Raw genomic sequence first — 14,329 nt, 5'->3', positions numbered from 1 at the left:
GAGTGGTTCATAGTGGCATCTCCACTGAATACAGCACGCATCTATAAGGGTGCAATGACAATAGAAGATGTATATCTCGTGATTCGACAAGTGACAGCGTCTTATCCAGAACTCGACATCGAACGTTATACAGAACGCGCGATTCGGGCGCTCGAAGGGAAAACGCTCCAGGCCGATCAAGTTTACGAACTTTTGACGATGCATGCGCTCGACATGTTAAAAGCAGAGGAACCGAACTGGACGTTCGTCGCGACGGCAACGTACTTAAATCGTCTTTATCTCGAGGCAAGTGAAAATCGTGGATATGTAGCAGATGAACGTTATGGATCGCTTTACACGTTGATTGAAAAGCTCACTGAAATTGGTATTTTCACACCACATTTACTTTCAGCCTACACGAAGGATGAAATCGAAGAACTCGCTGCGACAATCGATCCTTCACGCGACCAACTCTTCACATACATTGGTCTCCGGACGTTAGCGGATCGTTATCTTGCCCGGGATCACGTGAAAAAATTATATGAACTACCGCAAGAACGCTTCATGATTATCGCGATGACGTTGATGCAGACAGAACCGAAAGAACGCCGGGTCGAGCTCGTCAAAGAATCGTACTGGGCTTTGTCGAACCTCTACATGACGGTTGCGACGCCAACGCTTTCGAATGCCGGGAAATCATACGGACAGTTATCGTCTTGTTTCATCGATACGGTAGATGATTCACTCCGGGGGATTTACGACTCGAATACGGACGTTGCGACACTCTCAAAAGGCGGCGGCGGAATCGGCGTCTACATGGGTAAAATTCGTTCGCGCGGATCAGACATTAAAGGATTCAAAGGTGTTTCGAGTGGTGTCATTCCCTGGATGAAACAGTTGAACAACACGGCAGTCAGTGTCGATCAGCTCGGCATGCGTCAAGGTTCAATTGCGGTTTATCTCGACATTTGGCATAAAGATATCCTCGAGTTCCTCGATGCGAAACTCAACAACGGGGACGAGCGATTGCGGACACATGATCTCTTTACGGGCGTGAGTTTACCGGACCACTTCATGCGTACGGTTGAAGCGCGTGGCGATTGGTATTTATTCGATCCACATGAAATCCGGACGGTGATGGGCTTTAGTCTTGAAGATCATTTCGATGAGACGGAACAAGGGGGCAGCTTCACTGAAAAGTATGAAGCCTGTGTCGACGAACCGCGTCTCAGCCGGACGAAAGTTTCGGCGATCGATCTCGTCAAACGCTACATGCGTTCGCAACTCGAGACCGGAACACCGTACATGTTCTTCCGTGACGCGGTAAACCGTGCCAATCCGAACAAGCATGCCGGCATGATCTATTCGTCAAACCTCTGCTCGGAAATCATGCAAAACATGAGTCCGACGACGGTGACGGAAGAATACACGGAAGATGGAAAAATCATCATTACGAAAACACCGGGTGATTTCGTCGTCTGTAACTTATCTTCGATCGCCCTCGCGCGCGCCGTTCGTTCGGATGTCCTCGAACGGTTGATTCCGATTCAGATGCGGATGCTCGACAACGTGATCGATTTGAATACGATTGACGTCCCGCAAGCACAAATCACGAACCAAAAATACCGTGCCGTCGGTCTCGGGACGTTCGGTTGGCACCATCTGCTTGCACTCGAAGGGATTCGCTGGGAATCGGTCGAAGCCGTCCAGTATGCGGATCGTCTTTACGAAAAAATCGCTTACTTGACGATTGATGCATCGATGCAACTTGCGAAAGAAAAAGGGGCATACCGTTTATTCGAAGGATCAGAATGGCAAACAGGTGAATACATCAAACGTCGTCACTATAAATCAACTGCCGAGCTGAACTGGGATCGTCTCCAAGCAGATATCACAGAGCATGGTATGCGAAATGCCTACCTGATGGCAGTCGCACCGAACTCGTCGACAGCAATCATCGCCGGTAGTACGGCATCGATTGATCCAATCTATAAAAAAGTCTACGCAGAAGAAAAGAAAAACTACAAGATTCCTGTGACGGTTCCGGATTTGACGCCGGATACGAACTGGTTCTATAAATCAGCGTTTGAGATTGATCAACTGTGGAGCATTCGTCAAAATGCATCACGGCAACGTCATATCGACCAAGCGATCAGTTTTAATCTCTATGTCAAAAACAACGTCAAAGCGACTGAATTACTCGAGATGCACATGGAAGCATGGCAACTCGGGATGAAGACGATTTATTATACACGTTCGACAACCGTCGAAATCGATGAATGTGAGTCGTGTTCGTCATAAGAGAGGAGACGATATCATGAAGGCAGCAATCGTATATGCGTCAATGAGCGGTAACACAGAGGAGGTTGCGGAACTGATTGCGAAAGCCTGTTCCGACATGCACGTCGAACCAACGATGATGTTCGCTGATGATGTGACGACATATCAATTAGCACCTTATGATATCGTCTATTTTGGTTCTTACACATGGGGCGACGGTCAATTACCGGATGAAATGCGCGACTGCCTGAAGCTTGTCTTAAAGGAAAGTCCGCACAAAATTCCGCAAGCTGCCGTCTTCGGTACGGGCGATAAGATGTTCGTCAAGTACTGCCGCGCCGTTGATGAAATGGCCTACCATCTCGCGAAATTTGGTGTGCCGCTCGCCGGTGAACTGTTAAAAATCGAACAGTCACCACGGAATCGTCCGCGTACCGTCAAAGAATGGACGAAACGAACGATCCTGCAATTACAGCAAGAAGGAGTCGAACAACATGGAACAGTTACAAAAGATCAAACTGCTTGATGCCCGCCATCCGAATCGTGCGACAGCGATTATCGGTGGGGAGACGAGTTCAATCGTCAACTGGAACGATATCGCCTATCCGCAGTTTTATTCAATCTATAAACAGCTTTTGTCGAACTTTTGGATTCCGGATGAGATTTCGATGTCAAAAGACATGCAACAGTGGAACCAGTTGAGTGAGCGGGAACAGGATGCGTTTGAACGGATCATCGGTCTGCTATCAATCTTGGATTCGGTCCAAACGCGTTACATCCTAGAGTCGGCGATGTTCACGTCAGATGCATCGATTCATGCAATTCTTGCGATCATCGCGCAACAGGAAGTCGTCCATAACCAGTCGTACAGCTATGTCTTATCGAGTCTCGTTCCACTTTCGGAACAAAACCGGATTTTCGATATCGCAAAAGATGACGATATGGTCATGAAGCGGAATGCCTTTATTCTTGATTTATATGAAGATTTCCAAAACGACCGGACACCGGAAAACTTTGCGAAATCACTCGTCGCATCAATCGTTCTTGAAGGAATCAACTTCTATTCTGGTTTTGCCTTCTTCTATAACTTAGCGCGTCATCAAAAAATGGTCGGAACGTCGACGATGATCAGTTACATCCAGCGAGACGAACTGCAACACTCGTACTTCATCAGTCAATTGTTGCGTGCCGTCTTGACGGAACACCCGGAAATCGATGCCGATGGTTCATTCACGAAGTTCGTGTATGCCACATTCGAGCGTGCCGTCGATCTCGAAATCGAGTGGAGTGAGTATGTCCTGCGTGACTTAGATGGACTCGATGTCAGTGAAATGCGTGATTACGTCAAATATCTCGCGAACAAGCGCCTTCGTGTCATTGGTCTCTCCGATCTCTATGAAGGACATGACGAGGACGTCATGCCGTGGATTCGTGCGTATTCGGATGACTCGATGAATGCGACGAAATCCGATTTCTTCGAACAAAAATCACGTTCGTATGCAAAAGTGACGGATGCGAACGGATTTGACGATTTATAAGCCGAATAAAATGTAAGCAGAAAGAACTAACTGATGTAAATTTATCTACAAAATCAGTTAGTTCTTTTTCTAACGCCGAAAAAAACCGAAAATTTTGATTTTTAAGGGGGTGGTTCGAAAAGAACAAAAAAAGCAGCTGCTAAAGCGCAACTGCTTTAATACGGCAGGAAAGAATGAGCCTTCAACTGCGCGTTGCGTTCGAAAAAGCATTGGCGTGCCTTTTCGAACAAGAATAGTATTATTGTGTTGTATTAAACAATACTACATATGCGTTTTTAGGTAAATCTCTTTATTATTTAATTAAAGTTGAATAGTGAATCTTCCCTGCTTAATAGGGAAGGAGTGGAACTCTCATGTGTAAAATTATTCCGCATTATAGAAATTCCCATTGGGTCTGCGGTCATTACCGTGGAAACAATTGGATTGACGCACACTTTCGTTCAGGTTCATTCGTAAATGGCCATTGCCAATTACGTTTCGACTTTTAATTGAGTAATCAATCTGAATTAAATTATGGTTGCTTCACTGTGAAATTTCATATAATCTAGGACAGGTGAGGTCATGCTCGACTCCTGCGGAAAAACAAGTTAATCATGACCCTGGAAGATGCAACGCATCTGAAGCGGCATGATGACTTGTCCGCGGAAAGCGAGCAGACCGGACGTGTCCTTTTCAGACTGTAGACAACGTGTTATCGGGAGATCAAGCGTCTTCTTTCGTTGCTTTCCTCGGGCGAGGCGCAAGCCGTTGCTCCTTGATCCTAACGGACAATGAGCAGGGTCTTGCCTGCCTCTAAAAGTGCGTTGAAAACGCACTTTTCCCGTAGGAGTCAACGAAACGTGACGCTTTTTAAGGAATACCATGAGGAAGATCCAGCCATGCAGACGCTTTGAAGACGAGGCGAGACAGGGAAGCGCGAACGGATTGCCTCTTGTTATCGCATGTTTACGCTTCTTAATCGTTTGTCTACACGTTGCTGTCTTTTTTACATGTTTTTCTCTTTTCCTTTAATAAAAAAGCAAGAAAGCAAAAAAAAGGCCGGACTCGAAAAGTCCGGCAGAATCAGGGGGAATACTTGAAGTCTTGCTACTAAAATGTTCCCTCGGAAAATAAAAAATAAACAATTTAAAAAATATTTTTTACCATCCGTAAAAAGTATGTTATTATAAGTTGATGAATTTAGTTAGGGAGTGTATAAACTATGGCAAACTTTGAAAAAGACCAAGTCGTTACTGGTAAAGTAACTGGTATTCAAAACTTCGGTGCTTTCGTAGCACTTGACGAGCAAACACAAGGTCTCGTCCACATCTCAGAAATCTCACACGATTACGTAAAAGACATCAACGATTACGTAAAAGTTGGCGATGAAGTAACTGTTAAAGTTCTCGACATCGACGAAGCTAACAAAAAAATGAAGCTTTCGATTAAAGCAACTCAGGAAGCTCCAAAACGCGAAGCACGCGCTAAAGGCCCACGCAAAAACGCTGGACGCCGCGATGCAGGTCCTGCTTTCAAACAAGAAGAAGCTCCTGGCTTCAACGTGTTAAAAGGCAAATTGGAAGAATGGATTGAAAAATCAAACTTCCAAAAATAAGAATTTTTAAGAGAATCGACATCGGTCGGTTCTCTTTTTTTTTACGTTATAAGCATTAAAATAGATGCGAAAGGGGAATGTGTGGATAATGTAAGATGTTCATTACTTATCGAGGGGGCAACACACAATGGAAAACTTTCAATATCGCAATCCAACGAAATTAATTTTTGGTGACGGTCAAGTCAGCCAAATCAAAGAAGAACTTAAAACACTAAATGCTAAGAAAGTCATGCTCGTCTTTGGTGGCGGAAGTATTAAACGCAACGGCGTCTATGACGACGTTACACGCGAACTGAACGAAGCAGGAATCGAATACGTCGAATGTGATGGCGTTGAACCAAACCCACGCATTGAAACAGCAGAGCGCGGCATTAAGATCGCACGTGAAGCAGATGTTGATGCATTGCTCGCACTAGGTGGTGGTTCTGTCATCGACTGTACAAAACTGATCGCAGCAGGTATTCCGTATGAAGGTTCAGCATGGGATCTCGTCATCGGGAAAGCGACTCCGGAAACAGTCATTCCATTCGGTACCGTCTTGACACTTGCAGCAACCGGTTCAGAAATGAACTCTGGTTCTGTCATCACGAACTGGAAAACGCAAGAGAAATACGGTTGGGGTAGCCCGCTTACATTCCCGACGTTTTCAATCCTTGATCCAAAATACACGGTCAGTGTTCCAAAAGACCAAACAATTTACGGGATTGTCGACATGATGAGTCACTGTCTTGAGCAGTACTTCCACACAGCACACGCACCTGTCCAAGAACGGATGACAGAAGGCGTCATGAAAGCTGTCGTCGAAGCAGCACCAAAACTCGTCAACGATCTTGAAAACATTGAACTTCGCGGAACGATTCTCTTCGCAGGTACGATGGCACTTAACGGCGTACTTCAAATGGGAGCACGCGGTGACTGGGCTTCACATAATATCGAGCATGCCGTCTCAGCGGTTCATGACATCCCACACGCAGGTGGTCTTGCAATCCTCTTCCCGAACTGGATGCGCCACGTGTTAGACGAGTCAAACGCACATCGTTTCGTCACACTCGGTGAAAACGTCTTTAACGTCGACACAGAAGGTAAATCAGAAATCGAAGCAGCGCATGCGACGATCGATGCAATCAGTGCATTCTGGACATCACTCGGTGCACCAAACCGTCTCGCAGACTACGACATCAAAGAAGATACAGTCGATTCAATCGTCAAGTCAGCAATGACGCGCGGTGATTTCGGTAACTTCAAATCACTTGGTAATGAAGATGTTCGTGAAATCGTAACGGCAGCGTTATAAGTTTCTCTAACATTTGCTAATCTTTTCACAAAAGACTTGAACGACCTTCCTTCTTGCGTTTTAATGAGAAGGAAGGTCGCATTTGTTTGCGAATGAATAAGGAGGACGATGGAATGACAACGGTACGTTTTGATTATTCGAAAGCATTACAATTCGTAGGGCAACATGAAGTAGATTACATGGCAGACACGGTTAAGACATTACATGGAGCGATTCATAATGGCACAGGTGCCGGTAGCGACTTCCTCGGATGGGTCGACTTACCGACGAACTATGACAAAGCGGAGTTCGCTCGCATTCAAGAATCAGCTGAAAAAATCAAATCAGATTCAGACGTCTTGCTCGTCGTCGGAATCGGTGGATCTTACCTCGGAGCGCGTGCCGCAATCGAGATGTTAGGTCATTCCTTCCACAACCTGTTATCAAAAGACGAGCGGAAGGCGCCACAAATCATTTATGCGGGTCATAACATTTCATCGACGTATCTGCACGATTTATTTGAAGTGCTTGAAGGAAAAGACGTCTCGGTCAACATCATCTCTAAATCAGGGACGACGACGGAGCCGGCAATTTCATTCCGATTGTTGAAATCGTTCATGGAAGAGAAATACGGTCAGGCTGAAGCAAAAAACCGAATTTATGCAACGACGGACAAAGCACGTGGGGCGTTAAAAACACTTGCTGACTCAGAAGGATACCAGACGTTCGTCATTCCGGATGATGTCGGTGGACGTTTCTCTGTCTTGACACCGGTCGGTCTTTTGCCAATCGCTGCTGCTGGTATTTCAATCGAAGAATTGATGGCTGGCGCGCGTGACGCACAAGAGAAATTTGCGAACGAAAACCTGGCTGAAAATGAAGCATATCAATATGCTGTCGTCCGAAATGCATTATATGCAAAAGGAAAAACGATCGAGCTTCTCGTTAACTACGAACCAGCGTTACATTATGTATCAGAATGGTGGAAACAGTTGTACGGAGAATCAGAAGGAAAAGACTTCAAAGGGATCTTCCCGGCAGCGGTCGACTTCTCGACAGATTTACACTCGATGGGTCAATACGTGCAAGAGGGGCGTCGTGATTTGTTTGAGACGGTCATTAAAGTCGGTCAAGCGCGTCATGAATTGACGATTGAAAAAGATGCACAAGATCTTGACGGCTTGAACTTCCTCGAAGGGAAATCAATCCAATTCGTCAACGATAAAGCGGCAGAAGGGACGTTACTTGCTCATACAGATGGTCAAGTTCCGAACTTAACAGTCGAATTACCAGAGATGACGCCGTACCATCTCGGATTCTTGTTCTACTTCTTCGAAAAAGCTTGCGCGATGAGCGGTTATCTTCTTGGAGTTAACCCATTCGACCAACCGGGTGTTGAGGCATATAAGAAAAATATGTTCGCACTTCTCGGAAAACCTGGTTTTGAAGCAGAAAAAGCAGAGCTCGAAGCACGCTTGAAATAAGTTGGAAAGGCATCTCCTGGATGACAGGGGATGCCTTTTTTTGTCATTCTCCTCGATTCCTACGCACTTTCACTTTTAGAATGCTTTCGAAACAGGTAAAGTGAAGGTAGAAGAAGAAATGAGGTGCACGTACGTGATTAGATTTTTAGATTACTATCAAAATCAAGTTGAGTTGAGTTTCGATGATCATCCTTTCTCGACAAAACCTCTCCATGTCTGGGTCATTGCCGTGTACGAGGGGAAATGGCTATTGACGCATCATAAGCAGCGCGGGTACGAGTTTCCTGGGGGAAAAGTCGAACCGGGTGAAACAGCGGAAGAAGCGGCACGCCGGGAAGTGATGGAGGAGACAGGCGGTAGCATCGCAAGCCTCGCCTACATTGGTCAATATCGTGTCGAAGGACGAGGCGATACAATCATTAAGAATATCTATTTCGCCGAAATCGAATCACTCGTTCCGCATCTCGCTGTCGATGAGACAGACGGAGCCTTTTTGTTGGACGACCTCCCGCAGCGTCTTGACGCGAATCGAAAATACAGCTTTATGATGAAGGACCGTGTCCTTCCGGAGACACTTCGTGTACTCGCCGAACGCCGATTGGTTTGAATTGCCGAAGCAAGGTCCCTTCCGGACGTTTCGTATATACTATGAAACATCTGATCACGAACGGGTCGGTGCCTATGTCGTTTTACCGACACGTCCGAATGGGCAAGGGATGCTGTATTTACGTGGCGGGACACGTAATATCGGAATGGTTCGACCGACGCGACTGATGCAGTTTGCTCAAGCCGGATTTTTAGTCATGGCCCCTTTTTACCGAGGGAACTTAGGAGGCACAGGGAAGGAAGATTTTGGTCATCATGATATTCGTGATGCAACAGGGGCATATGATTGGTTAACCCGTCACGCGGAACGCGTCTCGGTGTTTGGCTTCTCTCGTGGTGGGCAGATGGCCTTGTTGTTGGCACATCATCGCCCGGTCGCGCGCACGGTCTCATGGGCAGGGGTGACGAATCTCGTCTGGACATATGAAGAACAGAGAACGATGCAAAAAATGTTACGCCGTTTCACGGGTGGATTGCCAGAGACGCAACAACAAGCGTATCAAATCCGTTCGCCGCTCTACGCCGCTCCACAAGGGCAAGTCTTGCTGATTCACGGACGGTACGATCAAAAGGTTCGCTTACGTCATGCAACGAATTATGCTGCGCGCTATCCGAGTCAGACGCGGCTTCGTATTTACGAGCAGGCCCATCAATTTCCGTTGCACGAAAAATTTGCTGTGACGAAGGAAATCATCGATTGGATGTTGCGCTGATGGAACATAGGATGTAGTCACCTCGAACAGCCGGGGTGACTTTTTTTAGGAAATCAGTAACATTGATATGTTTTAAAAAAGCATTTTTTAAACAAAAAACAATATTTGGTATACTAGAAAATATGAAGTGAACAATAGGGTGGAAGACAAAAGGGGAGAACGGGATGGAAATCTTGCTGGCACGACAACCAATCGTGAATCGATCCGGTGCCATCGATGCATTTGAATTATTATATCGTTCAGTGGAAGCGCCTGCTATTTTTGATGGTGAATTAGCGACGATGGACGTGTTGACGAATACGCTCGTCCATTTAGGTGTCGATCGAGTGGCAGAAGGAAAACGTTTATTCATCAATTTCACCGGTGATTTATTACAAGGTGAGCTGATTGATCACTTAGATCCGGAACGATTTGTCATCGAGGTGCTTGAGACCGTCGTCATCGATTCACATATGCTGTCGGTTTTGAAAAAATGGAAAGAGGCTGGATTTCAATTGGCCTTGGATGATTTCGTGACGGATTTATTACGAAATCATGGTCCAGAGTTGTTTGATTTAATTGATTTAATAAAAATTGATATCGAAGCAATCAACCCACGTGAACAAAGTGCGATTTTACATATCGTTAAACGAAACTATCCGCATATCCGTTTGTTGGCAGAGCGTGTCGAAACGCATGAAGATCATCTTCGTAGTTTGAGCATGGGGTACGACTGGTTCCAAGGCTATTTTTATGCAAAACCGATGTTGATGAAAGGGAAGGCTGTTCCGCCACAATTGCCTGTATTGTTAAAGATGTTGAAGTGGCTCGAATCAGATGAGTATTATGACCAAGTCGTCGATGAAATCGAAGGAAATCCATACATTAGTGTGCAAGTCCTCCAGCTCATCAATTCTCCCGGGATTGGTCTTCGAAATACCGTCGAATCCGTTCGTCAAGCGATTTCACTACTCGGGTTTTCACAACTTAAAAGTTGGATTTCGTTAATCGTTTTACGAGAGATGCGACTTGCGAGTCCGTACAAGTGGTCAGACGAGTTGTTGCGTTCTTCACTGCATTGTGCCAAGTTATGCGAGTTATTTGCACTTGAAACAAAGACGTTACGTCCGGAAAGTGCCTACATGATTGGCTTACTCTCGCATATCGATGCATTACTGTCAGTCGATATTGATGAAATCATTGATCAATTACCAATCGAGTCGACGTTGAAAATCGTGTTACAAGGAAAAGATCATCCGTTTCGTGATTGTTTATTGCTCGCGATTAGTGCCGACCGTGGTGAATTTGAACAGTTTGAAAAACTAACCCATCGTTTTGGTATTTCAAAACAGCGTGCCTATGCACTATTAAAAGAGAGTCAAGATTGGTTGACTAAAAAAGAACTTCATTTGCAACCGGATGAAGAAGATTCAATCGTCTGATGGACGTTAAAAGGCACCAGCTCACTGAACATACAGTGTCTGGTGCCTTTTAATTATCTTAATTTAATTAAACACGTGGCCCTGCTGATTTGATTTCAGTAGTTGCACTATCGAACCGTGTGAAATTTTGTTTGAATTTAGTCGCCAAAGCCCGTGCTTGTTGTTCATACGCATCAGCATCCGACCAAACTTTGACAGGGTTGAGTAAGTCGCTTGGGACACCAGGGACTTCGAGCGGCATGTGTAGCCCGAAAATCGGATGCTCTTCCGTCGGGATATCAGCGAGTGTGCCGTTGACAGCTGCATTGACCATCGTCCGTGTATATGCAAGCTTCATCCGACTTCCCGTCCCATATGCGCCACCCGTCCAGCCTGTATTGACGAGGTAAACCGTGACACCGTGCCGGTCGATGAGCTCACCGAGCATCGTTGCATATTTTTCAGGAATGAGCGGTAAGAAGGGTGAACCGAAGCATGTCGAGAATGTCGCTTCCGGTTCTGTTACGCCACGCTCTGTCCCGGCTAACTTCGATGTATACCCGGATAAGAAGTGATACATCGCTTGCTCCTTCGTCAACTTACTGATTGGCGGCAGGACGCCGTAAGCATCAGCTGTTAAAAAGACAATCGTTTTCGGATGTCCGGCGCGTGATGGTACTGCAATATTATCAATCGCTGTAATCGGATAAGCGGCCCGTGTGTTTTCCGTTTTTGACGTATCATCATAGTCAGGAATTCGTGCATCATCGAGGACGACGTTTTCGAGGACAGTGCCAAAACGAATCGCATCAAAGATTTGTGGTTCTTTTTCGTGCGATAGGTTGACCGTTTTTGCGTAACAGCCACCTTCGATATTGAAGACGCCGTCGTTGGACCACCCGTGCTCATCGTCACCAATCAATTGACGACTGTCGTCAGCAGACAGTGTGGTCTTACCAGTACCGGATAATCCGAAGAATAAAGCGACGTCACCCTCATGACCGACGTTAGCCGAGCAATGCATCGATAAGACGTCTCGTTGAGGTAAAAGGTAGTTCATGACAGAGAAAATCGATTTTTTGATTTCGCCCGCATATTCTGTTCCACCGATTAAGACAATCCGATGTTCGAATGACATGGCGATGAACGTTTCGGAATTCGTTCCATCGACTTTCGGATCTGCTTTGAAGTGAGGCGCATAAATAACCGTGAAAGGCTCAAAAGCAGCTTCTGTCGGATATTCACGCAAAAATAGTTGTTTTGCAAACAAATTATGCCAAGCATATTGTGTCACGATCCGAACCGGAAGGGTAAAATGAGTGTCTGCACCAGCAGCAGCTTCTGTGTAGTAGAGCTGATCTGCTTCATTCATGTAGCGAAGAACTTTTTGTAAAAGTTGTTCGAAGTTGTCTGCTTCCATCGGTTGATTGACATGGCCCCAATCGATATGTGACTCGCATGACTGATCGCGAACAATGAACTTGTCTTTAGGTGAACGACCTGTAAATTTCCCCGTTTCTACAGACAGAGCGCCATTTTCAGCAAGAACCCCTTCTTCGTTACGAATTGCATGTTCGACTAGCTCAGCAACAGATAGTTGTTTGAACACATGCTCCTTCTTGAGTAGCTCTTCGATATTCAGGACCGTCATCGGCATCCTGACCCCACCTTTCCCCTACGTTGGTTTAGCTCTGACATTTAGTATGACACATTTATTATATATGACATACTAAAGGGTGAGCAATCCTTTTTTAGCGCTGATTTCTATTTATTTGGAAACGCTTTCAGCATTAACAGTTTAACATCTCTTCGGGAAAGTTTCGACTAGAAATTAAAACGTAGCTTGACAGAGTGGTCACAACTTTATATCATGTAATTCGTAACGGATACTCTTATTCTGAGCAGGTGGAGGGAACAAGGCCCGAAGAAACCCGGCAACCGTCCTACATTAAGAATTCTATTAATGAAGGAAAAGGTGCTCTCCTGAAGCGAAGTAAACACTTCGAACGATAAGAGGGTAAAGGAAGAACGCACAACCTTTCCCTGACCATTTTTTGGACATGGAGAGGTTTTTTTCATTTTACCGTCCCACTCAACTAGGGGAAATGAGTACACCGTCAAATTCTTTTTTGGGAGGGTCAAACATGACAAACCTTAATCGCCGACTATTTACGTCGGAGTCAGTTACTGAAGGTCACCCGGATAAAATCTGTGACCAAATCTCGGATTCTATCTTAGATGCAATCCTCGCAGCCGATCCGAATGCTCGTGTCGCTGCTGAAACATCTGTCACGACAGGACTTGTCCTCGTCGCAGGTGAAATCACGACATCGACTTATGTCGATATCCCGAAAGTCGTTCGCGAAACAATTCGTGAGATTGGCTATACACGCGCTAAATATGGTTTCGATGCAGACACTTGTGCTGTATTGACTTCAATCGATGAGCAATCAGCAGATATCGCTCTCGGTGTTGACCAAGCGCTTGAAGCACGCGAAGGTAACATGTCAGATGAAGAAATCGATGCAATCGGTGCAGGGGACCAAGGTCTCATGTTCGGTTATGCAACGAAAGAAACGCCTGAATTGATGCCACTTCCGATCTCACTTTCACACAAACTTGCTCGTCGTCTCGCAGAAGTCCGTAAAACTGGACAACTTGACTACCTCCGTCCGGATGGTAAGACGCAAGTAACTGTAGAATACAATGAGAACAACGAACCGGTTCGTGTCGATACAATCGTCATCTCAACACAACATGCAGAAGAAGTGACGCTTGAGCAAATCCAAGCAGACCTGAAAGAGCATGTCATCGCACCTGTGATTCCATCAGAATACATCGATGCGGAAACAAAGTTCTTCATTAACCCGACAGGTCGCTTCGTCATCGGTGGACCACAAGGTGATGCAGGATTAACTGGACGTAAAATCATCGTTGATACGTATGGTGGCTATGCACGTCATGGCGGCGGCGCATTCTCTGGTAAAGATCCAACAAAAGTTGACCGTTCTGCAGCATATGCAGCACGTTACGTCGCGAAAAACCTCGTAGCTTCTGGTCTTGCAGATAAAGCAGAAGTTCAACTTGCGTATGCGATTGGTGTCGCGCACCCAGTATCGATTGCAGTTGATACGTTTGGAACAGGTAAACTTCCAGAAGCACAACTCGTCGAACTCGTTGCCGAAAATTTCGATCTTCGCCCAGCAGGGATCATCAAGATGCTTGATCTTCGCCGTCCGATTTATCGTCAGACAGCAGCTTATGGTCATTTCGGTCGTACAGATATCGAATTACCATGGGAGCAAACTGATAAAGCAGCAATTCTTGAAGAACAAGCGAAACGATTCGCTTAATTTTCAGTTCAGAAGCAGACTCGCACGAGTTTGTTTCTGAACTTTTTTTGTTTGTCTCGAATTTTGGAGGGAAACGAATGATTTTTCTAGAACAGGGTAAAAGAACATG

General features: G+C 45.6%; 12 protein-coding genes and 1 riboswitch. Of the genes, 10 read left to right on the top strand and 2 right to left on the bottom strand.

Features of this window, described 5'->3' with window-relative positions; all coding sequences use genetic code 11:
• The first annotated feature begins 54 nt into the window (after positions 1 to 54).
• From A0126_RS11285 to A0126_RS11275, 3 genes are read left to right on the top strand one after another with little or no spacing between them, the layout of a single operon-like run.
• Positions 55 to 2,280 (top strand): ribonucleoside-diphosphate reductase subunit alpha, encoded by a 2,226-nt coding sequence (locus tag A0126_RS11285; RefSeq protein WP_239456912.1) that lies wholly within the window; start codon positions 55 to 57, stop codon positions 2,278 to 2,280.
• 16 nt (positions 2,281 to 2,296) lie between these two features.
• Positions 2,297 to 2,785, top strand: a complete 489-nt coding sequence (locus A0126_RS11280; protein ID WP_088837666.1) for a flavodoxin domain-containing protein — start codon at positions 2,297 to 2,299, stop codon at positions 2,783 to 2,785.
• Positions 2,754 to 3,797: a ribonucleotide-diphosphate reductase subunit beta gene (locus A0126_RS11275; protein ID WP_029331224.1), complete on the top strand. Its 1,044-nt coding sequence runs from the start codon at positions 2,754 to 2,756 to the stop codon at positions 3,795 to 3,797. Before A0126_RS11280 ends, A0126_RS11275 begins: the two co-directional genes overlap by 32 nt.
• Before the next feature lie 587 nt (positions 3,798 to 4,384).
• Here the strand turns inward: A0126_RS11275 and A0126_RS19160 are convergent.
• Positions 4,385 to 4,540: a hypothetical protein gene (locus tag A0126_RS19160; protein WP_157898491.1), complete on the bottom strand. Its 156-nt coding sequence runs from the start codon at positions 4,538 to 4,540 to the stop codon at positions 4,385 to 4,387.
• Between the two features lie 458 nt (positions 4,541 to 4,998).
• Between A0126_RS19160 and yugI the strand changes: the two genes are divergently transcribed.
• The 6 genes from yugI (at position 4,999) to A0126_RS11245 (ending at position 10,888) form a co-directional block, all read left to right on the top strand.
• Positions 4,999 to 5,391: a S1 domain-containing post-transcriptional regulator GSP13 gene (yugI, locus tag A0126_RS11270; protein ID WP_012371159.1), complete on the top strand. Its 393-nt coding sequence runs from the start codon at positions 4,999 to 5,001 to the stop codon at positions 5,389 to 5,391.
• Between the two features lie 127 nt (positions 5,392 to 5,518).
• Positions 5,519 to 6,685, top strand: coding sequence for an iron-containing alcohol dehydrogenase (locus A0126_RS11265; RefSeq protein WP_088837665.1), 1,167 nt, complete (start codon positions 5,519 to 5,521; stop codon positions 6,683 to 6,685).
• 113 nt (positions 6,686 to 6,798) lie between these two features.
• The gene (locus A0126_RS11260) at positions 6,799 to 8,148 is read left to right on the top strand and encodes a glucose-6-phosphate isomerase (protein WP_029331222.1); all 1,350 of its coding nucleotides are present in this window, start codon (positions 6,799 to 6,801) and stop codon (positions 8,146 to 8,148) included.
• A gap of 133 nt (positions 8,149 to 8,281) precedes the next feature.
• On the top strand, positions 8,282 to 8,755 hold the full coding sequence (gene ytkD / locus A0126_RS11255; protein ID WP_029331221.1) for an RNA deprotection pyrophosphohydrolase: 474 nt from the start codon (positions 8,282 to 8,284) through the stop codon (positions 8,753 to 8,755).
• Positions 8,727 to 9,467, top strand: a complete 741-nt coding sequence (locus A0126_RS11250; protein ID WP_239456741.1) for an alpha/beta hydrolase family protein — start codon at positions 8,727 to 8,729, stop codon at positions 9,465 to 9,467. Before ytkD ends, A0126_RS11250 begins: the two co-directional genes overlap by 29 nt.
• Before the next feature lie 164 nt (positions 9,468 to 9,631).
• Entirely contained in the window at positions 9,632 to 10,888 is a 1,257-nt protein-coding gene (locus tag A0126_RS11245) for an EAL and HDOD domain-containing protein (RefSeq protein WP_088837664.1), read from the top strand.
• 67 nt (positions 10,889 to 10,955) lie between these two features.
• Here A0126_RS11245 and pckA read toward each other — a convergent pair whose 3' ends face one another.
• A complete protein-coding gene (pckA, locus tag A0126_RS11240) occupies positions 10,956 to 12,524 on the bottom strand; it encodes a phosphoenolpyruvate carboxykinase (ATP) (protein WP_088837663.1) in 1,569 nt (522 codons plus the stop codon).
• 232 nt (positions 12,525 to 12,756) lie between these two features.
• A riboswitch (SAM riboswitch) is annotated at positions 12,757 to 12,883 on the top strand.
• A gap of 128 nt (positions 12,884 to 13,011) precedes the next feature.
• Here pckA and metK point away from each other — a divergent pair.
• Positions 13,012 to 14,220 (top strand): methionine adenosyltransferase, encoded by a 1,209-nt coding sequence (gene metK / locus A0126_RS11235; protein ID WP_088837662.1) that lies wholly within the window; start codon positions 13,012 to 13,014, stop codon positions 14,218 to 14,220.
• Positions 14,221 to 14,329: the final 109 nt, after the last annotated feature.

The sequence above is a fragment of the Exiguobacterium sp. N4-1P genome, assembly GCF_002214325.1.
This window is presented reverse-complemented; position numbering and strand designations above follow the sequence as displayed.

What these genes read in the sequence shown, in the direction of transcription:
- pckA (WP_088837663.1), bottom strand. Translation starts at nt 12,524, where the DNA reads ATGCCGATGACGGTCCTGAATATCGAAGAGCTACTCAAGAAGGAGCAT.
- A0126_RS11265 (WP_088837665.1), top strand. Translation starts at nt 5,519, where the DNA reads ATGGAAAACTTTCAATATCGCAATCCAACGAAATTAATTTTTGGTGAC.
- yugI (WP_012371159.1), top strand. Translation starts at nt 4,999, where the DNA reads ATGGCAAACTTTGAAAAAGACCAAGTCGTTACTGGTAAAGTAACTGGT.
- A0126_RS11285 (WP_239456912.1), top strand. Translation starts at nt 55, where the DNA reads ATGACAATAGAAGATGTATATCTCGTGATTCGACAAGTGACAGCGTCT.
- A0126_RS11260 (WP_029331222.1), top strand. Translation starts at nt 6,799, where the DNA reads ATGACAACGGTACGTTTTGATTATTCGAAAGCATTACAATTCGTAGGG.
- A0126_RS11245 (WP_088837664.1), top strand. Translation starts at nt 9,632, where the DNA reads ATGGAAATCTTGCTGGCACGACAACCAATCGTGAATCGATCCGGTGCC.
- A0126_RS11280 (WP_088837666.1), top strand. Translation starts at nt 2,297, where the DNA reads ATGAAGGCAGCAATCGTATATGCGTCAATGAGCGGTAACACAGAGGAG.
- A0126_RS11275 (WP_029331224.1), top strand. Translation starts at nt 2,754, where the DNA reads ATGGAACAGTTACAAAAGATCAAACTGCTTGATGCCCGCCATCCGAAT.
- metK (WP_088837662.1), top strand. Translation starts at nt 13,012, where the DNA reads ATGACAAACCTTAATCGCCGACTATTTACGTCGGAGTCAGTTACTGAA.